General features: G+C 70.9%; 16 protein-coding genes. 10 read left to right on the top strand and 6 right to left on the bottom strand.

Annotated features, from left to right (window positions below):
- Positions 1-9: 9 nt before the first annotated feature.
- Entirely contained in the window at positions 10-855 is an 846-nt protein-coding gene (locus ACFZDC_RS00275; RefSeq protein ID WP_391319126.1) for a glycosyltransferase, read from the bottom strand.
- Between the two features lie 284 nt (positions 856-1139).
- Between ACFZDC_RS00275 and ACFZDC_RS00270 the strand changes: the two genes are divergently transcribed.
- From ACFZDC_RS00270 to ACFZDC_RS00235, 8 genes are all read left to right on the top strand, one after another.
- Positions 1140-2579 carry an exopolysaccharide biosynthesis polyprenyl glycosylphosphotransferase gene (locus ACFZDC_RS00270; protein ID WP_391319125.1) on the top strand — a complete coding sequence of 480 codons (1440 nt, stop codon included), beginning with the start codon at positions 1140-1142 and terminating at the stop codon, positions 2577-2579.
- Between the two features lie 23 nt (positions 2580-2602).
- Entirely contained in the window at positions 2603-3658 is a 1056-nt protein-coding gene (locus tag ACFZDC_RS00265) for a Gfo/Idh/MocA family oxidoreductase (protein ID WP_391319124.1), read from the top strand.
- Between the two features lie 30 nt (positions 3659-3688).
- Complete coding sequence (locus tag ACFZDC_RS00260; protein ID WP_391319123.1) at positions 3689-4675, top strand: SDR family NAD(P)-dependent oxidoreductase; 987 nt, start codon at positions 3689-3691, stop codon at positions 4673-4675.
- A complete protein-coding gene (locus tag ACFZDC_RS00255; protein WP_391319122.1) occupies positions 4672-5811 on the top strand; it encodes an aminotransferase class I/II-fold pyridoxal phosphate-dependent enzyme in 1140 nt (379 codons plus the stop codon). The genes ACFZDC_RS00260 and ACFZDC_RS00255 overlap by 4 nt, the downstream gene beginning before the upstream one ends.
- Positions 5808-6497 (top strand): NeuD/PglB/VioB family sugar acetyltransferase, encoded by a 690-nt coding sequence (locus tag ACFZDC_RS00250; RefSeq protein WP_391319121.1) that lies wholly within the window; start codon positions 5808-5810, stop codon positions 6495-6497. Before ACFZDC_RS00255 ends, ACFZDC_RS00250 begins: the two co-directional genes overlap by 4 nt.
- A complete protein-coding gene (locus ACFZDC_RS00245) occupies positions 6494-7612 on the top strand; it encodes a DegT/DnrJ/EryC1/StrS family aminotransferase (RefSeq protein ID WP_391319120.1) in 1119 nt (372 codons plus the stop codon). Before ACFZDC_RS00250 ends, ACFZDC_RS00245 begins: the two co-directional genes overlap by 4 nt.
- Before the next feature lie 69 nt (positions 7613-7681).
- Positions 7682-11287: a DUF4082 domain-containing protein gene (locus tag ACFZDC_RS00240; protein WP_391319119.1), complete on the top strand. Its 3606-nt coding sequence runs from the start codon at positions 7682-7684 to the stop codon at positions 11285-11287.
- A 74-nt stretch (positions 11288-11361) separates the two neighbouring features.
- Positions 11362-12408: a glycosyltransferase gene (locus ACFZDC_RS00235; protein WP_391319118.1), complete on the top strand. Its 1047-nt coding sequence runs from the start codon at positions 11362-11364 to the stop codon at positions 12406-12408.
- Positions 12409-12422: 14 nt separating this feature from the next.
- Here the strand turns inward: ACFZDC_RS00235 and ACFZDC_RS00230 are convergent, their stop codons facing one another.
- Positions 12423-13079 carry a hypothetical protein gene (locus ACFZDC_RS00230; RefSeq protein ID WP_391319117.1) on the bottom strand — a complete coding sequence of 219 codons (657 nt, stop codon included), beginning with the start codon at positions 13077-13079 and terminating at the stop codon, positions 12423-12425.
- A 71-nt stretch (positions 13080-13150) separates the two neighbouring features.
- On the opposite strand from ACFZDC_RS00230, the gene ACFZDC_RS00225 reads away from it, so the two are divergent.
- Together ACFZDC_RS00225 and ACFZDC_RS00220 are read left to right on the top strand one after the other, a co-directional pair.
- Positions 13151-15175, top strand: a complete 2025-nt coding sequence (locus tag ACFZDC_RS00225; RefSeq protein WP_391319116.1) for an O-antigen ligase family protein — start codon at positions 13151-13153, stop codon at positions 15173-15175.
- Positions 15172-16083: a glycosyltransferase gene (locus ACFZDC_RS00220; RefSeq protein ID WP_391319115.1), complete on the top strand. Its 912-nt coding sequence runs from the start codon at positions 15172-15174 to the stop codon at positions 16081-16083. Before ACFZDC_RS00225 ends, ACFZDC_RS00220 begins: the two co-directional genes overlap by 4 nt.
- Positions 16084-16101: 18 nt before the next feature.
- On the opposite strand, the gene ACFZDC_RS00215 is transcribed toward ACFZDC_RS00220, so the two are convergent.
- Genes ACFZDC_RS00215 through ACFZDC_RS00200 form a run of 4 tightly spaced genes read right to left on the bottom strand, consistent with a single transcriptional unit; the run spans position 16102 to position 20168 of the window.
- Entirely contained in the window at positions 16102-16893 is a 792-nt protein-coding gene (locus ACFZDC_RS00215) for a glycosyltransferase (protein ID WP_391319114.1), read from the bottom strand.
- Between the two features lie 11 nt (positions 16894-16904).
- Positions 16905-17861 (bottom strand): hypothetical protein, encoded by a 957-nt coding sequence (locus ACFZDC_RS00210; RefSeq protein WP_391319113.1) that lies wholly within the window; start codon positions 17859-17861, stop codon positions 16905-16907.
- Positions 17858-19360, bottom strand: a complete 1503-nt coding sequence (locus tag ACFZDC_RS00205; RefSeq protein WP_391319112.1) for an oligosaccharide flippase family protein — start codon at positions 19358-19360, stop codon at positions 17858-17860. The genes ACFZDC_RS00210 and ACFZDC_RS00205 overlap by 4 nt, the downstream gene beginning before the upstream one ends.
- The gene (locus ACFZDC_RS00200) at positions 19323-20168 is read right to left on the bottom strand and encodes a Wzz/FepE/Etk N-terminal domain-containing protein (RefSeq protein WP_391319111.1); all 846 of its coding nucleotides are present in this window, start codon (positions 20166-20168) and stop codon (positions 19323-19325) included. The genes ACFZDC_RS00205 and ACFZDC_RS00200 overlap by 38 nt, the downstream gene beginning before the upstream one ends.
- Positions 20169-20359 lie beyond the last annotated feature (191 nt).

Raw genomic sequence — 20359 nt, 5'->3', positions numbered from 1 at the left:
GCGGTGCGATCAGTTCTGCCGGCTGCTCTCGTCACGGAGCCAGGTGCCGAAGTCCTGTGCCCGGATGGCCTTTCTGGCCCCCCGCCGGGCGGCGACCGCCGCCGCGACGAAGACGACGACACCCGTGAAGAGCCTCGGCTCCCTGCGGAGCAGGGTTTTCAGATCCGACTTGCTCGTACGCGGAGCCTGTTGCCCTCCCTGCTGCCGCTCGACCTGGGCGGTGGACACCGCGGCCCGGATCCGCCGTTTGATCAAGTCCCGCCAGGTGCGCGGCGGATGGATCACGACATTCGCCGTGCCGACCACGAGCCGCTCCCGAGGAGCGAACGCCAGGGACGCGGCCAGGTCGTCCGCCATCAGCGGCGGCAGCGCGGCGATCCGGGCGTGCCCGGCCTTGGAGACCGCGATGACGCCTCGCCCGAACAACCCCTCGCGTACGGCAGGCAGCCGCTGCCACACCTGGTAGTAGGCGCGCACCCGCCATGCGCAGTCGGCCAGCGGGATCCGGCGTTCGGGGCCGGTGGCGAGGATGCCCGAGGCCTCGTCGGCCAGGGGCTCGGTCAGCGCCCGTACGTCGGCGCCCGAGATGACGACGTCGGCGTCCACATAGAGGCGGGGGAAGCCGCGCGCGTGGTCGTCACCCGCCCGCAGAGCGGCGTGCTTGGAGGGGACGGGGATCTCCACCACCCGGACGCGCGGGGCGCGAGCGGCAGCGATGTGCGCGGTGTCGTCCGTACAGCCGTTGCACACGACCACGATGTCGGTCTCGTCCTCGCAGGGGTCGGCCAGCAGCGCATCGAGGAGCCGGCCGACGACTCGTGCCTCGTTGTGAGCCGGGATCACAATGCTCGTCACGTGGGCAGTATGCAGCCAATATGACTGATGCGATGCGTGTTTCGTCCAACTGTTCCCGCGACTGCGTCCGGTGCTCTAGATTGAGGGCCGCCGGACCGGTTTGGGTGGGGAACTCGTCCTTGACTGCATGTCACGGCACGGCTTCACGAACGCATTTGTACGGTCAGTAACCAGCATGCTGGGGGCATGAGGCGGTTGGGGAACCGCTGACGCTCCCTCGCTTTCCGGTGCCGCTGTCTGGGGGCACTTCGGTCGGGGGTAGCCGCGCATGTGGTGGGGGGAGCATGACCATTGAGGTCACGCATGAGCACGTCGTTGTGGAGCGCAGAACTCCACGAGCTCACCGAAGACGGTGGGAGCGGAAGTACCGAATCGTCCTGCTGGTCGCGGACGGCTTCGCAGCCGCTGTCGCGGCCTTCTTGATTCACGCGGCGTACGGCCGCTGGGCGGTGGCCCTGGTGCTGCCCCCGACGTGGATCGTGGCCATGTTCGCCCACCGTTCCTACGACCGCAGCACGCTGGGCTTAGGAACCGAGGAGTACCGACGGGTGCTTCGCGGCGCCGTCGCACTGCCGGTGCCGACCGCGGTCGCGTACTGGCTGTTCACCCACGATTCGGGCCTCCTTCATGACATGGCCATGGCCGCGGTGGCGGCCGCCGCGATCACCCTGCTGGTCCGCTACGCGCTGCGCCGCCGGCTGCACAGACGATGGGCCCGGGGCCGGGACCGGAGCACGACGCTCCTGGTCGGGCCCTCGCGCGGCATCGTGGAGCTGCTCGCGGTGCTGCGGCGCGGCGGCGTCCAGGAACTGCAGGTCGCCGGAGTGTGTCTGAGCGATCCGCAAAGAGCCGCTGACATACACAAGTTGGGGCTCCCCGTCCTCGGCGGCGTCGGCGACATGAACGACGTCGTGCGGGCGTTGGGCATCAGCACCGTGGTGGCGCTGCCGGCACCCGAGTTCGACGCCTTGGTCCTGCGCCGGATGACCTGGTCGGCCGCCGTACAGGGCGCCGACTTCCTGCTGGCCCCCATGCTCGCCGACGTGTCCGCCTCCCGGCTGACGGTACGGCCCACCAACGGGGTGCCGCTGCTGCGGATACAGGCGCCGAACCTCTCCCGGCTCTCCCGGCTGCCCAAGGAACTGCTGGACCGGGCGCTCGCGGCAGCGCTCCTGACGGTCCTCGTACTGCCCATGCTGCTGGTCGCCCTGATCGTCCGGCTGGACAGCCCCGGGCCGGTGCTCTTCCGACAGCGGCGGGTGGGCCGGTACGGCGACCACTTCACCATGCTGAAGTTCCGCACGATGCGGCAGGACTCCGAGGACCTCCGGGCGGAACTGGCGCACCTCAACCAGAACAGCGACGGTCTGCTGTTCAAGGTGAGGCAGGACCCGCGGATCACCCGGGTCGGCTCGGTGCTGCGCCGCTCCTCGCTGGACGAACTGCCGCAGCTGGTCAACGTGATCAGCGGCCACATGTCGCTCGTCGGCCCCCGCCCTCCGCTGCCCGAGGAGGTCGAGGAGTACACGCCGGAGATCAAGCGACGGTTGCTCGTGAAGCCTGGCCTCACCGGGCTGTGGCAGGTCAGCGGCCGCTCGGACCTGCCCTGGGACGAAGCGGTCCGGCTCGACCTCGGATACGTGGACAACTGGTCGACGAGCCTCGACCTGTCCATCCTGCTGCGCACCGCGTCGGCAGTCGTGCGAGGAACGGGGGCCTACTGATGGACCAAGGGGAGAGGAACGCAGTGACGCACACCACGGAGCCGTTGGGGGTCGCGGTCGTCGGGGCCGGCTACTGGGGTCCCAACCTCGTACGCAACTTCCAGGCCGGCGAGCAGTTCCGGCTGCGCTGGCTGTGCGATCTCGACGTGGACCGGGCCCAGCGGGTCCTCGGCGGCTACTCGACGGTCCAGGCCACCTCGGACTACGCGGCCGTACTCGCCGACCCCTCCGTCGCCGCCGTCGCCGTCGCCACGCCCGCCGGAACCCACCTCGACATCGCCCTGGCCGCCCTGCGCGCCGGCAAGAACGTCCTCGTGGAGAAGCCGCTGGCGGCGACGTACGCCGACGGACTGCGCCTGGTGACCGAGGCGGAGGAGCGCGGGCTCACCCTGATGTGCGATCACACCTACTGCTACACGCCCGCGGTGGGCCGCATCCGGGAGCTGGTGCGCTCGGGTGAACTCGGCGAGATCCACTTCGTCGACTCGGTCCGGATCAACCTCGGGCTCGTCCAGAAGGACATCGACGTCATGTGGGACCTGGCCCCGCACGACCTGTCGATCCTGGACTTCATCCTCCCCGACAACGTCGAGCCGGTCGCCGTCGCCGCCCACGGGGCCGACCCGATCGGCGCGGGCCAGGCCTGTGTGGCCTATCTGACGCTCCAGCTCAACACGGGAGCCATCGCCCACGTCCACGTCAACTGGCTCTCGCCGACCAAGGTACGCACCACCATGGTGGGCGGCGCCAAACGCACCCTGATCTGGGACGACCTCAACCCCCTCCAGCGGGTGGCGATCTACGACCGGGGCGTCGACCTGGCCGCGCCCCAGGAGATCGGCCCGGACGAGCGCCGGGACGCGCTCATCTCGTACCGCTCCGGAGACATGGTCGCGCCCGCCATCGGCGAGGGGGAAGCGCTGCGCGCCATGGTCGACGAGTTCGCCGACGCGATCAGGGAGCGCCGGGCGCCGCTGACCGACGGCCGGGCGGGTCTGCGGGTGCTGGACATTCTCGAAGCGGCGTCCCGGAGTCTGGAATTCCGGGGCGCGGTCGTCGGCCTGCGTGCCGGGCACTGACGGTTTTGATCCACTGAGAGGGAAGCGCAGTTGAGCAGCGTACGCGGCAAGAAGATCCTGGTCACCGGGGGAGCGGGCACCATCGGCTCCAACCTTGTCGACCTCCTGGCCGAGGGCGGCGCCCGCGAGATCGTGGTGCTGGACAACTTCGTGCGCGGGCGGCGGGCCAACCTCGCCCAGGCCCTGCCCAGCGGCGTGGTGGAGGTCGTCGAGGGCGACATCCGGGACGCCGACACCGTACGGAAGGCCACCGAGGGCGCCGACCTGGTGTTCCACCTCGCCGCGATACGCATCACCCAGTGCGCGGAGGAGCCGAGGCTCGCCAACGAGGTCCTGGTCGACGGCACCTTCAACGTCCTGGAGGCGGCCGCCGAGGCCGGGGTGGCCAAGGTGATCGCCTCCTCCTCGGCGTCCGTCTACGGCACGGCCGAGACCTTCCCGACCACCGAGCGCCATCACCCGTACAACAACGACACGTTCTACGGCGCGGCGAAGGCCTTCAACGAGGGCATGCTGCGCAGCTTCCACGCCATGTACGGACTGGACTACGTGGCGCTGCGCTACTTCAACGTCTACGGCCCCCGCATGGACATCCACGGCCTCTACACCGAGGTGCTCATCCGCTGGATGGAGCGCATCGAGGCGGGCGAGCCGCCGCTGATCCTCGGCGACGGCGCCCAGACCATGGACTTCGTCGACGTCAGGGACATCGCCAGGGCCAACGTGCTGGCCGCCGAGTCGGACCTCACCGACGAGGTGTTCAACATCGCCAGCGGTACCGAGACTTCGCTGAAGGAACTCGCCCAGGGCCTGCTGGAGGCGATGGGCGCGTCGGACCTGGAGCCGGTGCACGGGCCCGCCCGCGCGGTGAACGGCGTGACCAGGCGGCTCGCGGACACCACGCAGGCCACCGAGCGGCTCGGCTTCACCGCGCGGATCGACCTGCGCACGGGGCTGCGGGACCTGGTGGAGTGGTGGCGGGCCGAGCGGGCCGCCGCGGGGGAGGCGTCGAAGTGAGCACGGACCGCATCCCGGTGATGATCCCGTGGCTCGGCGAGGAGGAGGCCAAGGCCGCCTCCGACGCGGTGCTGTCCGGCTGGGTCGCCCAGGGGCCCCGGGTCACCGCTTTCGAGCGGGCCTTCGCCGAGCGGGTGGGCGCCGAGCACGGCATCGCGGTCAGCTCCTGCACCACCGCCCTGCACCTGTCGCTCGTCGCGCTCGGGCTCGGGCCCGGAGACGAGGTCGTCGTGCCCTCGCTGTCGTTCATCGCCACCGCCAACGCCGTGCGCTACGTCGGGGCCGAGCCCGTGTTCGCCGATGTCGACGCCGCAACCGGCAACCTGACCACGGCCACGGTGGACGCGGTCCGCACCCCCCGCACCAAGGCCGTCCTCGCCGTCCACCAGGGCGGCGTGCCCGCCGATGTGCACACCCTGCGTGCCGCCTGCGCCGACTGGGACCTCCGCCTGGTCGAGGACGCGGCCTGCGCCATCGGCTCGACCGCCGGCGGCAAGCCGGTGGGGCAGGGCGCGCTGATCGCCGCCTGGTCCTTCCACCCGCGCAAGGTCGTCACCACGGGCGAGGGCGGCATGATCACCACTGACGACGCCGAGTGGGCGGCACGCCTGCGCCGGCTGCGCGAGCACGGGATGAACGCCTCCGCGGCACAGCGTCATGCGAGCACCACACCGGTCCTGGAGAGCTACCTCGAGGTCGGCTACAACTACCGGATGACCGACATCCAGGCCGCGGTCGGCCTGGTCCAGCTCGGGAAACTCGACGCGATGATCGCCCGCCGCCGCGAGCTGGCGGCCCGCTACGACGCACTGCTGCACGACGTCCCCGGCCTCACCCCCGTACGCGACCCCGCGCACGGGCAGAGCAACTTCCAGTCCTACTGGGTGCTTCTGGACGAGGACTTCCCCGTCGGCCGGGACGACCTGCTCGCCGCGCTCGCCGAGGCCGGCATCTCCGCCCGGCGCGGGATCATGGCCACGCACCTCGAACCCGCCTACGCCGGACACCCCTGCGCGCCGCTGCCGGTCACCGAGCGGATCAGCCGCGACTCGCTGATCCTGCCGCTGTTCCACACGATGACCGCGGCCCAGCAGGACCGCGTCGTGGCGGCGCTGCGTGAACAGGCACTGCGATGAGGGGGCTGCTGCTCATCGGCGCGGGCGGCTTCGCCCGGGAGACCGCACAGGCCGTACGGGACGCGGGCGACGTCGAACTGCTCGGGCACCTCGACGACAACACCACCCTGCACGGCACCCTGGTGGACGGCGTTCCCGTCCTCGGCGGCTGCGACCTGGTCCACGGCCTGCCCGGGGCCCGGGTGGTGATCTGCGTGGGCAACCCCGGGGACTACGCCGCCCGCGCCCGTCTGGTCCGCAGGCTCGGCCTGCCCGCGGACCGCTACGCCACCGTGATCCACCCGACGGCGGCGGTGTCGGCGACCTCGCAGGTCGGCCCCGGCTCGGTGCTGCTCGCGCACTGCGTCCTGACCGCCGCCGTGCGGGTGGGCGCGCATGTCGCGGTGATGCCGCAGGCCGTCCTCACCCATGACGACGTGGTCGAGGACTTCGCCACGATCGCCTCCGGCGCCCGCCTGGGCGGGGGAGTACGGCTGGAGCGGGGTGCCTATGTGGGCTCCGGGGCCCTGGTCAGGGAGGGCACGGAGGTCGGCGCCTGGTCGCTGATCGGGATGGGGAGCACCGTGCTCGGCGATGTGCCGCCGGGCGAGGTCTGGGCGGGGAGCCCGGCCCGGCGGCTGCGTGCGGCGGCTGCCCCGGCGCTTGACGAACTTGGGACACGAACCATGGGGGGACCGGTCACATGAACCAGATTCCGCTGGTGGACCTCAAGGCGGCCCACGCCGAGGTCGCCGACGACGTACGGGCCGGATTCGAACGGGTCCTGGCCGGCACCGCGTTCATCGGAGGCGAGGAAGTCCGCCTCTTCGAGCGCGAGTACGCGGACTTCGGCGGTGTCGCGCACTGCGTGGGCGTCGCCAACGGCACCGACGCCGTCGAACTCGCCCTGCGCGCCAGTGGGATCGGGCAGGGCGACGAGGTGGTGGTGCCCGCCAATACCTTCATCGCCACCGCGGGCGCGGTGGCCAGGACCGGCGCGCGCCCGGTCCTCGCGGACTGCCTGCCGGGCAGCCAGTTGCTCGACCCCCAGGCAGCGCTGGACGCGGTCGGTCCCGCCACCCGCGCGGTGGTACCCGTGCACCTGTACGGGCAGATGGCCGACGCGACGGAGCTGGCCGGCCGGCTGCCCGGCCGCGTACGGGTCGTCGAGGACGCCGCGCAGTGCCAGGGCGCGACCCGCGACGGCCGGTCGCCGGGCAGTGGCGGGATCGCGGCCACCAGCTTCTACCCGGGCAAGAACCTGGGCGCCTACGGCGACGCGGGCGCGGTACTGACTGACGACGAGGAACTGGCCGGCCTGGTACGCGCGATCGCGAACCACGGTGGCGTCGCCAAGTACCGCCATGACGTGCCCGGGTTCAACAGTCGTCTGGACGGACTGCAGGCCGTCGTGCTGCGCGCGAAGCTGGCCAGGCTGGCGGACGGCAACGCGGCCCGGCGGGCGGCCGCGGCCCGCTACGACGCCCTGCTCTCCGACCTGGCGGACGGCGGGCGGGTCGCGCTCCCCACGACGGCGGCAGGCAACGTCCACGTATGGCACCTCTACGTCGTGCAGGTCGCCGCGGCGGACCGCGACGACATCGTGGGCAAGCTCAACGCGGAGGGCATCGGCGCAGGGGTGCACTATCCCGCCCCCGTCCACCTCACGCCGGCATACCGCCACCTCGGCCACACCCGAGGCGACTTCCCGAACGCCGAGAAGGCGGCGGACCGGATCCTGTCGCTTCCGCTCTACCCGCAGATCACCCCTGACCAGCAGCAACGGGTCGTCGACGCGCTCGCCGACGCGCTTTGGGGCTGACCGGTCCCCGCTTCACGCACCACGCCGACCTCACGCGTCGGTCCTGCACAGCACCGCTGAGAGGTACACATGAACAGATGGAGCAGACGGCTCCGGGGCGGCCGCCTTGCCGTGGTCGCCGCGTTGATATGGGCGGTGCTCCCGCAGGCCGTGGCCGCCCATGCGGCCTCCGATCCGTGCGCAACGGGCTCGAATCCCATCGTCTGCGAGAACTCCAAGCCGGGCAGCCCCAAGTCCGACTGGTTCTCGCCCAACGCCTACGGCGACATCAAGGGCTTCTCCACCAAGGAGAGCGTTCAGGCCGGTGACACCGTCCAGTTCAAGGTCCAGTCGAAGGTCTCGTACCACATCGAGATCTACCGCCTGGGCTGGTACGGCGGCGACGGTGCACGCGAGATGACGACTGCGGCCCAGGCGGCGGTGACGTATCCCGCCAACTACGCCACCAGGCCCGCCAGTTGCACCACCAAGAGCAGTACCGGCCTGGTCGACTGCGGGAACTGGCCCGTGACCGCGAGCTGGACGGTGCCCAGCGACGCCGTGTCCGGCCTGTACATCGCGAACCTGACGCAGACGGACGGCGACGGCCTGATGCCGTACCCGTTCGTCGTCCGCAAGGACTCCAGCACCTCCGACGTCGTCGTGCAGACCAGCGACCAGACCTGGCAGGCCTACAACGACTACGGCGGTCAGGATCTCTACGGCGGCGCGGGGCCCGCGCCGGACGGCCGCGCCTACGAGGTCAGCTACAACCGGCCGCTGGACATCGGCGGTGACAACGGCATCTACGGCTCCGAGTTCATGATGCTGTCCTGGCTGGAGCGCAACGGCTACGACGTCAGCTATCTGTCCGGCGTGGACGTGTCGGCCAACGGCGGCACCCTGCTGAAGAACCACAAGGTGTACATGTCCTCAGGCCATGACGAGTACTGGACGCAAAGCCAGTACTCCAACGTCCTGGCGGCCAGGAAGACGGGCGTCCGGGAGGCCTTCTTCAGCGGCAACGAGGTCTTCTGGAAGACGCGGCTCGCCCCGAGCATCGACGGCACGAGCACGGCGAACCGGACCCTGGTCTGCTACAAGATGACCAAGATGGCGCAGAACAACGGGATCGCCGACCCCAGCGGCACCTGGACCGGCACCTGGATGGACCCGACCAGCACCGACTACGGGACGGCCTACCAGCCGCCGAACATCCTCACCGGCTCCATGTTCCAGGTGAACGGCTACCGCAGCGACGCGATCACGGTCCCCGGCTCGTACGGCAGGAACCGGCTGTGGCGCAACACCTCCATCGCGAACCTCACGTCGAGCCAGACCGCCACCTTCCCGACCGGCACGCTCGGCTACGAGTGGGACAGCGACATCGACAACCGCACCAGGCCCGCCGGGGCCATCGACCTGTCGTCCACGACGGTCGACATCAACGACGGCAAGTACCGCCTGGACTGGGGCAACACGTACGGCAGCGGCACCGCGACGCACAACCTCGTCGAGTTCCGCGACCAGGACTCCGGGGCCCTGGTGTTCGGGTCGGGGACCGTGCAGTGGTCGTGGGGCCTGACCAACATCCCGACGTACAACCCCGATGACACGGTGGTCACCGAGGACCCCCGCATGCAGCAGGCGACCGTGAACGTCCTCGCCGACATGGGGGCCCAGCCGAAGTCCCTGCAGAGCAACCTCGTCGCCGCCACGGCCTCCACCGACAGCACCGGCCCGGCCGTCACGGTGACGAGCCCGGCCTCCGGGGCCACCGTCCCGGCGCTGAAGCCGGTCACCATCAAGGGCACCGCCGCCGACTCCGGCGGCGGTGTGGTGGCCCGGGTGGAGGTGTCCACGGACGGCGGAACGACCTGGAACGCCGCCACCGGCCTGACGTCCTGGAGCTACAGCTGGACGCCGACGACCCCGGGAGCGGCGTCCATCAAGGTCCGCGCGGTGGACGACAGCGTCAACATCGGCGCCCTCACCACCGTCCCGGTGACCGTCGGCCCCCAGGCCTGCCCGTGCACCATCTGGCCGGCCTCGGCCGTTCCCGGCACCGTCAACGCGGGCGACGGCAGCTCGCTGGAGCTCGGCGTCAAGTTCCGCACCACGGTGGCCGGTTCGATCACCGGCGTCCGCTTCTACAAGTCACCCGCCAACACCGGCACCCACACCGGCAGCCTGTGGAGCGCCTCCGGCACCCGCCTGGCCACCGGCACCTTCACGGGCGAGACGGCCTCCGGCTGGCAGCAGCTCAACTTCGCCACCCCGGTGTCCGTCAAGGCCAACACCACGTATGTCGCCTCGTACTTCGCCCCCAACGGCGGATACTCCTACGACGGTGGCTACTTCTCCGGCAACACCGCGGGCCTGGCCCCGCTCACGGCGCTCCAGTCCGGCACCGACGGCGGCAACGGCGTCTACCACTACGGCTCGACGAGCGCCTTCCCGTCCTCGCAGTCCTCCGGCAGCAACTACTGGGTCGACGTGGTGCTGGACACCTCAACGGCCAGTACCACCCCGCCCACCGTCACCTCGACGTCCCCGACGTCCGGGGCGAGTGGCGTGTCCATCACGGCACCGGTGTCGGCCGTCTTCAGCTCGGCCATCGACGCCGACAGCCTGACGTTCACCGTGAAGGACCCGGACGGCAACACCGTGCCGGGAACCAAGACGCTCCCCGCCTCGAACAAGGCGACCTTCACACCGTCGACGGAGCTGGCGCTGCACACCACGTACACCGCTTCCGTCCAGGCCTCCGACCTGTGGGGCAACGCCATGGCGGACCCGGTGACGTGGAACTTCACCACCAGTTCCAGCCCGCCCCCGGTCACCTGCCCCTGCACGCTGTGGAACTCCTCCACCGTGCCGGCCACCACCGATGTGACCGGCGACGCCAACTCCGTCGAACTGGGCACCCGGTTCACGTCCTCGTCGAGTGGCTGGATCACCGGCGTCACCTTCTACAAGGGCACCGGCAACACCGGCACCCACACCGGCAGCCTGTGGTCCGACGACGGCACCCTGCTCGCCACCGGCACCTTCACCGGCGAGACGGCCTCCGGCTGGCAGCAGCTGACCTTCGCCACTGCGGTGGCCATCACCGCCGACACCGCCTACGTCGTCTCCTACCACGCCCCGCATGGCAACTACGCCGTCGACGGGGGGTACTTCGCGGCGGCCCACCAGTCCTACCCGCTGACCGCCACCGCCGACACCACCGCGCACCACAACGGGCTCTACCGGTACGGCATCGACGCGGCCTTCCCCAACAGCTCCTACGGATCCGCCAACTACTGGGTCGGCCCCGTCTTCACCGCCGACGATCCCGGCGCCTCCCTGTCCACGGCCACCGCTTCGGAGGTGACGGCCCCCTCGGTGACGCACACCGCCGACGCGGCCGGTGCCCTCGTCCTGACCCTGCCCGGCACGGCCAAGCTGTCGTCCGTCAGGGCGACCGTGACCATCCTGCCGGGCGCCAAGGCGGCCGCCGCCAGGAAGCTCCACGTCACGGCCGTCACCTCCTACAACCGGGCATCCCACAAGGTGTCCGTCCACCTGTCCGCCCCGTTGCCGGACGGCACACGGTTCAAGGTCACGGTCACGGCCCGGGACAAGCACCGCCACACGGTGAAGTCCCACAGCTGGACCCTGACCGGCAAGACCGTCCGCGAGAAGAAGAACTGACCCACCAGAACACGCCGGTGGTGGTCTCCGTCGAGTCCGGCGGAGACCACCACCGGGGATTGGCTTCCTCCTCGATGAGCACCGTCAGTGTTGTGATCCCCTGCTACAAGTACGGCCATTTCCTCGCCGACTGCGTCAGCAGCGTCCTGGACGAGCAGGACGGCGTGGACGTCCGGGTACTCATCATCGACGATGCCTCGCCCGACGACTCTGCGGAGGTCGCCCGCAAACTGGCCGCCTCCGACCCGCGGATCGACGTCCGGGTCCACACCACCAACATGGGCCACATCGCCACCTACAACGAGGGCCTCCTGGAGTGGGCCGACGGCGACTACGTCGCCCTTCTCTCCGCCGACGACCGGCTGGTCCCGGGCGCGCTGGTCCGGGCCGCCGCGCTCCTGGACGCCCGTCCCGAGGTGGGGTTCGCCTACGGGCGCCCCCTGCGCTTCCAGCACGGCGGCCCGCTGCCACGGGCCCGTACCCGCAGCACCGGCTCGGTCGTCTATCCCGGGCAGTGGTGGCTGGAGCGGCGCTTCCGTGAGGGCACCGGCTGCATCACCTCGCCGGAAGTCGTCGTGCGCACCAGCCTCCAGCGGACGGTCGGCGGCTACGACCCGGCGCTTCCACACGCCGGCGACATCGAGATGTGGATGCGGCTCGCCGCTCACGCCGACGTCGGCTACATACGAGGTGCCGATCAGGCCTTCTACCGGGTCCACGGCAAGAACATGTCCACGACCGACTTCGGCGGTCAGCTCGACGACCTGCGCCAGCGCCTCGTGGCCTTCGACTCGGTGCTCGCCAAATGCGCCGACCGGCTGCCCCAGGCCGACCGCCTGGCCGACGAGGTCCACACCCGGCTCGCCCGGTTCGCGCTGCGCCGGGCGTACCGGGCCTACGACCGGGGGCGTACGGAGGTCGTTCCGGTCGACGACTGTGTGGCGTTCGCCGAGGAGTGCCTGCCGGGATACGCGGCACTGCCGGAGTACCGCGCGCTGCGGTTGCGGCGGCGGATCGGTCCGAAGGCGATGCCGTATCTGCAGCCGCTGGTGTGGTCGGCCGTGGCCGAGCGCGGGCGCGAGTGGCTGTGGTGGGAGGCGTGGAAGCGCCGCGGTATCTGATGGCCCGGTTCTGCTCAGTTGGCCACGGGAACCGGACCGGCGAGGCGGCCCGGGGACACCTCCCGGCGGCTCATCGCGTACCGGTCGAGCCACAACGCGCCGAGAATGCCGCCGGCCAAGCCCAGCAGGGCTGTGCCCGCCAGGGCCCGGCTCTTGGTGCCCTGCACCTCGGCGGCGCTCGGCGAGACCACGACGGAGGCGGTGATCCGCGAGCCGGCGGGAACTCCCTGGGCCGTCTGCAAGGCGTCGACGTGCTTGGCGTAGACGTCGATGATGCGGCGTACCGCCGTCACGGCGGCATCGGCACCGGACGCCTGCGACTGCACCTGCAGGGAGGGGATCAGATAGCGGGGCGTCGCGCTGGTGCCGCTGTTGCGGGGGACGAGGTGGTAGGCCCCGTGAACGCCTGCCGCTTCCAACTCCCTGGCCCCGGCGGCGGATTCCAACTGCTGGACGACCGCGTAGGAGACCACGGCGAGCGGCGGCTGCAGATTGGTGAGCTGGTTGGGCTGGTTCTGCGTCACCGCCGGCTTGAGGACGACCACCGCGGAGCCGACGTACTCGGGGGCGGGGCGCATCACGTGGTACGCGCCGGCGGCCGTCAGCAGCAGCGCGACCACCAGGACGTACCAGCGGCGGAGCAGCGCGGCGGCGACGTTCCCGGGCGACATAGGAGATCCTTCCGTCGCCCCCGATACTGGCAGGATGCGCGGTGGGATGCCACTGAATGGGGGGATGGTTCGTGAGCCTTGGCGAGATATGGGCCATTCTGCGCAGACGTTGGTACTTCATGGTGCCCTTCACCGTGCTCAGCCTGCTAGGCGGCGCGTATCTGTACGTCACCGTCCCCGTCTCCTACCAGTCGCAGAGCTCGGTCGCGCTGCTGGACTCCTCGGCCGTGGCCCGGCTTGCCCCCACGTTCGGCAACCCCCTCTCGAATGCGGGCGGTTCCCTCATCGTCACGGCCGACGTGCTGATCAGAACCCTCGAATCGAACGACGCCGCGAAGGAGTTGCGCGGACGGGGCGTCACGGATCCGTACACGGCCGGCTTCGCGCCGGCGAGCGACAGCCCGCTGCTCGTGCTCAGCGTCACCGGAACCGACCGGGCGAAGGTGCTCAAGGAGACCAGCACCCTGACCACCTTCGCCGGTGAGCAACTGAACGCCCTGCAGTCCGCCGCCAAGGTCCCGCCCCCCTACCTCGTGCAGACGGCGCCCGTCGTGCTGCCGCAGACCCCGGTGGCGAAGTCGAAGAGTCGCTACCAGGACATCGCGGCTGTCGTCATCCTGGGCGTCGTCAGCGCGTTCCTGCTCTCGATTCTGCTGGAGGGCGTCTCGGTGGTCCGCCGCCGGCGGCGCGCCGGCAGGAGCGCCGCGCCGCGACCGCGGGAGGCCCGCGCTCCCCGGCGGGTACGAGCAGGCCCGCTGAGCCGACGGGTCGACGCCACGGCGATCCTCACCGTCTACCTGGTGCTCGCCTTCTTCATCCCGTCCAACCTGGCCCTGCCCGCGCTCGGCGGCGTCGGCACCCCGGCCAACGTCTTCGCCCTGCTCGGACTGTTGTGGTACCTCGCGACCTGGCTCGGCGGCCGCATCCTTCCGGCGCCGGGCACGAGGCTCGTACGGGTCGCGATGTGCGTGCTCGGGCTGGCCGTCCTCATGGCGTACATCGCGGACGCGACGCGCGAGAGCTCGCACCAGGAGGTCCTCGGGGCCGACCGCGGACTCATCGGGTTCCTGGTGTGGGTGTCGCTGGTCGTCCTGACCTCGGCGGGAGTGCAGGAGCGCGGCCGGCTGGACGTCCTGATGCGCCGGTTGGTGGTGATGGGGACCGTCGTCGCCGCGCTCGGCTACTACGACTTCTTCGCGGCCACCAACATCGCCGACTCCCTCCACATCCCCGGCCTCCAGACCAGCGTCGCCCAGGTCACCGCCATGGACCGGGGCTCCTTCACCCGTCCCCGGTCCACCACCGCCCAGCCGCTGGAGTTCGGCGGCATGCTGGCGATCCTGGTGCCCTTCGCCATCCAGCAGGCATTCGATCCCGTACGCCGCCACCTGCACGTACTGCGCCGCTGGGGGCCGGTCCTGATCATGGCCGGTGCGCTGCCGCTGACGGTGTCGAGAACCTCGATCATCGGCATGCTGCTGGTCGCCCTGGTGATGGTCCCCCGCTGGAAGCCGCAGCGGCGGTGGACCGCGATCGGCCTGATGGCGGTGTCGGTGGCGGGGTTCAAGGTGATCATTCCCGGGCTGATCGGCACCATCACGGAGTTGTTCGCGTCGTTCCTGTCCAACTCCGACAGCAGCACGCAGGCCCGCACGATCAAGTACAGCGCGATCGTCCCCTATCTGAAGGAGCACCCGCTGTTCGGGCGGGGGTTCGGCACCTTCACGCCCGACCTGTACTTCTTCACGGACAACCAGTACATGCTGACCCTCGCCGAGATGGGCGCGCTGGGAGCGGTCGCCCTGCTCGTCCTGTTCGTCACCGGCATCCACCACGGCGGTGCCGTCCGACGCCTGGCCCGCACCGAATCCGACCGCGAACTGGGCCAGGCTTTCTTCGCCTCGGCGCTGGTCGCCCTGGTCATCAGCGCCACCTTCGACTCGCTCAGCTTCCCCATGTTCGCCGGCATGTTCTTCCTGGTCCTGGGGGCAGGGGGCAGCTATCTGGGCTTCATCCGGCGCGAGGCCGCTGCCGCCGCCCCGGCGCCCCGCCAGGCCGCCGAGTCCCGGCCGCCCCAACTCGTGGAGTCCCGTTGAGCCCCGTCGCCGTCGTCATCGTCACCTGGAACAGCGCCTCGGTGCTCCCCGGGTTCCTCTCCGCGCTTCCGGACGGCATGGCCGGCCTGGACTGGCGGCTGGTCGTCGCCGACAACGACTCGGCCGACGGCACCGTGGAGGTCCTCCAGAGGCTCGCTCCCGACGCCACGCTCGTCCGGACCGGTCGCAACGCCGGGTACGCGGCGGGCATCAACGCCGCGCTGAATGCCGCCGGCGAGTGGGAGGAAGGATACGGCGCCGTTCTGGTCTGCAACCCCGACATCCGCATGCGGCAGGGGTGCGCCAAACGTCTCGTCGACCGCCTGGACGGCGAGGTGGGGATCGCCGTCCCGCTCCTGTACGAAGAAGGCCGCGAGGCGCCCCTGTATTCGCTGCGTCGCGAGTCGACGGTGGCCCGAGCGCTGGGCGAGGCCCTCATCGGCAACCGGCGGGCCGGACGCTTCCCGCGCCTGAGCGAACTGGTCACCGACCCAGCGGCCTACGTGCGGCCCACGCGCCCGGACTGGGCGACCGGCGCTCTCATGGCCCTGTCGGCCAACTGCCTGGCCGCGTGCGGCCCGTGGGACGAGTCCTTCTTCCTCTATTCCGAGGAGACCGAGTACTGCCTGCGCGCGCGGGACCTGGGTTACCTCACCCAACTGGAGCCGACGGCACAGGCCGTCCACCTCGGGGGCGACTCCCGGGTGTCGCCCCGCCTGTGGACCCTGCTCACGCTCAACCGCGTGCGCCTGTACGGGCGACGGCACGGTGCCCTGGCAACGGCGTGCTTCAGAGCGGCCGTGTTCCTGCGCGAGGCGTCGCGGGCCGCCCTCGGCAGGCGGGCCAGCCGTGCGGCGGCGGCCGCCCTGCTCAGGCCGGGCGCGCTGCGGGCCACGCCGGGTCCATGACGCCCGGTCGGCGCACCCTCAGCTCGACCATGTCGTGTAGAAGCTCCCGGGGTTCACCAGGTACCGCACGGTGGCGTGCGGCACGTGGCGCACGCTGTGGCTGCGGCTGTACCGGTGGACGAGCTCCCAGTCCTCACGCGGAAGCACCTCCGGCGTCCGCCGCAGACGACTGAAGCGCAAGGTCCCGTCGCGCCGCGCGACGAACGCGTTGGTGTCCAGGAAGGACTCCCGAGCGGCCCGACGGCGGTCGAACGGCACGGACAGGATGTCCCGTTCGGTCCCGTCCGGAAGGACGCGCCGCAGCGCCGTGTAGACGCCGTCGGGCCCGTCGGGGGTCTCCAGGACCGCCAGCGCCCGCTCCAGATGATCGGGTTCCCACAGGTTGTCGTCGTCCAGGAAGGCCACGTACCGCGAGCGGGTGAGGCGGATGCCCACATTGCGTACGACGCCGGCCACGCCGGTGTTGCGCGTCAGGGAAACGGCGAACAGCCGTGGGTCGGCTGGAAGGTCGGGGAGGCCGGCGCCGTCGTCGACGACGACGACAACCTGGTCGCGAACCGTCTGGGCCAGGGCCGAGCGGACGGCTGCCCGTAGCTCGTCGGGGCGGCGGTGGGTGGCGATCACCGTGGCGACGAGGGCGGCGGGCATGGAGGCGGCGGCAGCCGCGTGCCTGCGGGTCTCGGCGGTTTCGAGGCGGCGCAGCCGCAGCGCGGAGGGGCCAAGGAGGATCTTGTTGCGGAGCTCGAAGAGGACGAGCCAGCCGAAGGTGCGCTTGAGGAGTTCCCAGGGAGCGCGGGTGATGCGTCGCATGATCCTCTTCCTCAGCCGGCCGGCTCGGGGGCGATCAGAGTGCCGTGGGAGAACCGGTTGCCGCGCCAGACGTTGCCCGGGCCGCCCGCGTTCCAGGCGGTGACGGCTCCGTAGACGCCGCAATTGCGGTGGTAGCGGGTGGAGAAGACGTTGTTCGTGACCGTGATCCCGGTCGCGCCCTCGCCGCCCCCGTAGAGGGCGTACGCGCCGCCCGCCAGCAGGTTGCCGTCGATGACGGTGTCGGAGACGTGGCCGGTGTCGGCGAACAGGCCGATGGCGGCGGATGCTCCCCGGTCGACGGCGACGGGGTTGAGCAGGGTGTTGTGACGGATGATCAGCTGGCCCTTGTTGCCGCCTCCGCTGATCACCGCGTCGGTGTGCTGCCACTCGCCGCCTGTGTTGCGGAAGGGGACGAGGTCGTGGACGTAGTTGTCGTGGAGGTGGCCCTGGCCCATGGAGAGGGCGTTGCCGAAGACGGAGATGTCGCTCCACCCGACCTCGATGGAGCTGGTGGCCATGTTGGAGACGGCGTAGTCCACGCCGCCGTTGTCGGGGCCCTTGCCGGGGACGGCGGTGATGGCGCTGTGGAGGATCCGGAGTCCGCTGTGACCGGGTCGCAGATTGACACCCCACCAGTTGGTGGAGGTGATCTTGGTGTCGATGATGGTCACGTCGTTCGCGTAGATGTCGAGTGAGCCGGTGATGTCCCAGCCCTTGATGACGGTCCCGTCGGTCTTGACACTCATGTTCCCCGTGGAGTGTGGCGTGAGGGGGATGCGGGGGCCGGTGGTGCGGGCGTCGGGGAAACCTGCTTCCTGGGGCGAAGCGGTGGCGGTGTGCGCCGAGTCGTGGGTGCCGGGACCGTGGGAGGCGGGACCGTGGGCGGCGGGGGAGGAGTCGGCGCCTGCGGAACAGCCGGCGGACAGCACGAGGGCGAGGCCGACGAGCAGGCGGCGGAGCCTGGTCATGCGGCCTCCGGTGCCGGTGTCCGGGAGCCGAGCAGGTAACGGCGGCTGGGCAGCACGCACACCGCATAGCAGGCCAGGGCGGCCGTGCCGATGACGAACAGGGCGACGGTGCCGTCGCCGAGGAGCCGCTTCGCGGCGAGGACCACCAGGGTCATCACGGTTCCCCCGAAGAAGGGCCAGGCACAGGCCCGGGCGATGTGGCCGAGGCTGATCCCGGCCCGGCCGAGGGCGTAGAGGAAGGCGGGGACGACGAGGCCGACGGCGACCAGGACATGGCCCTGGGAGACGCCGACGATGCCGCCGAGGCGCGCGCCGACGACGAGGACGGGGATGAGGGCGACGACCCACAGGCCCTGGACGAGGACGAGTGAGCGGCGCTGCCCGGCGGCGACGAGGCAGTCGTAGGCGAGTTCGCAGCCGATGCGGACCAGGCCGAGCGCCATCAGCCAGGGCAGTGCAGCGGCGGCGGGCAGCCACGTGCTCCCGTACACGAGGTGGACGACCGGGGTGGCGAGGCCGCCGAGCAGGACGCACAGGGGTACGGTGCCGGTGACCAGGACCCCCAGGGCGCGGCCGAAGCCCTGAGCGAGGGCCTGCGGGGAGCCGGCGAGGCGGGAGAAGCCGGCGAAGGACACGCGCCGGGCGGCTTCGGAGATGATGCGCACCGGCCAGCCGGACATGTTGAACGCCAGGACGTAGAAACCGAGGGCGGCTTGGCCGAGGGAGGAGCCGACGACCATGGTGTCCACGTTGACGACGGCAAGGGCGAGCAGGCTCGCGCCGGCCAGGGGGAGCCCGAACTTCAGCAGCGCGCGGGCCTGTTGAGGGTCCCAGCCGAACCGTAGGGTGCCGGGGGCGGCCAGGGCGCAGCCGATGAGGGCTGCGATGTTCCCCGCGACCGCGCCGCAGGCGAAGCTCATCGCGCCCCACCCGGCGAAGGCCAGCACCAGGGTCACGGAGGTGCTGAGGACGAAGTTGAGCGCGTCGACGACCATCCGCTTGCCCTGGGCGAACTCCCGGGTGAGGAAGCCGGCGGGCACCTGGGCCACCCCGTCTATCACCAGGCACAGGCACATCACCCGCAGGACGCCCGAGGCTCCGGGCGAGTCGAGCAGCCCGGCCACCGTCGGTGCCGAGACGAAGATGGCGGCGTACAGCAGGCCGCTGGAGACGGTGCCCAGGGTCAGGACGGTCGGTGCGAAGCGGCGGGGGTCCCCGTCCCAGCGGACGATGGCCAGGCCGACGCCCAGTTCGTTCGCCGAGAGCAGGACGAGGAGCACGGTCTGGGCGATGCCGTAGACGCCCCACTGCGCCGGTCCGAGGGCGAAGCGGGCCAGCAGGATGCCGGTGGCGAAATTGCCGAGGCGCATGACCACGGTGTTGATCAGACTCCAGCGAGCCGCGGAACGGACCTTCCCGGCGAGAGAGGCAGGAGCGGGAGGAGCGGGGGAGTCGCTCGTCTCAGAGGGGTCGCTGTCCGGTGTGCGAACGCTGTCCATGAGGCGACTCCTCGTCGAGCTGCTCGGCGGCGGGCGCCGCGGCCATGATGGGCCGCCCGGCCCTCGGCTCTGCGGCGGGCCTGTCCTCGGCGGACCGCGACCAACTGGGCGGCGGCCGCAGGGCCATGGTCTGTTCCGCGACCGGTTCCCCGGCCGCCGGCTCGGGGGAGGTGACCGGCTGCGCGGGTTCTTCCGGTTGCGTCACCGTGCGCGATCGTCGGCGCGCCTCCACGTAGAAGGTGGCGACCAGGCTCAGAACCAGGCCCAGGCACCCGGCCATGACCAGGTACTCGAGGCGGGTCTTGGTCTGCGCCATCGGGTTCTGCGGGGGGACGATGGTCGTCATCCGGATCATGGCCTTCGGAGCGACCGACTGCTGTTTCTGGAACTGCTCCAGCCGTTCCTTGGCGTACGCGGTCAGCATGCGGTCCGACGCCAGGACGGCGGCCTTGTCGGTGCCCGTGACGGTGAGCCACATCAGAGGCCCCTGGGCGTTGTCCGCGAGCTTGGCCTCGAACGTGCCGGTGGCTCCCCGGGACTTGAGCTCCCGGACGGAGACGTCGGAGTCGAGGTTGCGGGCCAGGCTGTCGGCCATGCCGGTGAGCGAGGTCTGGGTGCTCAGGAACGGGTTGCCGTCGTAGGCCACTGTGGCCTTCTGGGAGTTGAGGAGAACCACCGTGCTCTGCGACTGGTAAGTGACCGGAACCACCAGGGCGACGGCGACCGTCAGGCAGGCGGTCAGCAGCAGCCCGGGCAGCAGGACGTACCAGCGCCTGCGCATGACGCGGAAGATCTCAGCGAGATCCATGGTGGTCCCCCCTAGGGCCTGTCCGGCCGATCATGCCGGAATCGCGGGGCAGGGCACGCCCGTCGGCGGCGTTGTCGTCGGTTGCCGACTCCCCCATGCTCGGCTGCGCTCGCGCGGGGAGACACCCATCGCGCCGGCGCCCCCCGCCTTGCAACCGGACGCACCATGCCCCGCTCACCTGTACTGACACG

It is taken from the genome of Streptomyces sp. NPDC007905 (genome assembly GCF_042959345.1).
Taxonomy (GTDB): Bacteria; Actinomycetota; Actinomycetes; order Streptomycetales; family Streptomycetaceae; genus Streptomyces.
The sequence above is the reverse complement of the archived record's forward strand: the minus strand, read 5'-3'. Positions and strand labels throughout refer to the sequence as shown.

What these genes read in the sequence shown, in the direction of transcription:
- ACFZDC_RS00270 (WP_391319125.1), top strand. Translation starts at nt 1,140, where the DNA reads ATGACCATTGAGGTCACGCATGAGCACGTCGTTGTGGAGCGCAGAACT.
- ACFZDC_RS00250 (WP_391319121.1), top strand. Translation starts at nt 5,808, where the DNA reads ATGAGGGGGCTGCTGCTCATCGGCGCGGGCGGCTTCGCCCGGGAGACC.
- ACFZDC_RS00245 (WP_391319120.1), top strand. Translation starts at nt 6,494, where the DNA reads ATGAACCAGATTCCGCTGGTGGACCTCAAGGCGGCCCACGCCGAGGTC.
- ACFZDC_RS00240 (WP_391319119.1), top strand. Translation starts at nt 7,682, where the DNA reads ATGAACAGATGGAGCAGACGGCTCCGGGGCGGCCGCCTTGCCGTGGTC.
- ACFZDC_RS00235 (WP_391319118.1), top strand. Translation starts at nt 11,362, where the DNA reads ATGAGCACCGTCAGTGTTGTGATCCCCTGCTACAAGTACGGCCATTTC.
- ACFZDC_RS00230 (WP_391319117.1), bottom strand. Translation starts at nt 13,079, where the DNA reads ATGTCGCCCGGGAACGTCGCCGCCGCGCTGCTCCGCCGCTGGTACGTC.
- ACFZDC_RS00215 (WP_391319114.1), bottom strand. Translation starts at nt 16,893, where the DNA reads ATGCGACGCATCACCCGCGCTCCCTGGGAACTCCTCAAGCGCACCTTC.
- ACFZDC_RS00210 (WP_391319113.1), bottom strand. Translation starts at nt 17,861, where the DNA reads ATGACCAGGCTCCGCCGCCTGCTCGTCGGCCTCGCCCTCGTGCTGTCC.
- ACFZDC_RS00205 (WP_391319112.1), bottom strand. Translation starts at nt 19,360, where the DNA reads ATGGACAGCGTTCGCACACCGGACAGCGACCCCTCTGAGACGAGCGAC.
- ACFZDC_RS00200 (WP_391319111.1), bottom strand. Translation starts at nt 20,168, where the DNA reads ATGGATCTCGCTGAGATCTTCCGCGTCATGCGCAGGCGCTGGTACGTC.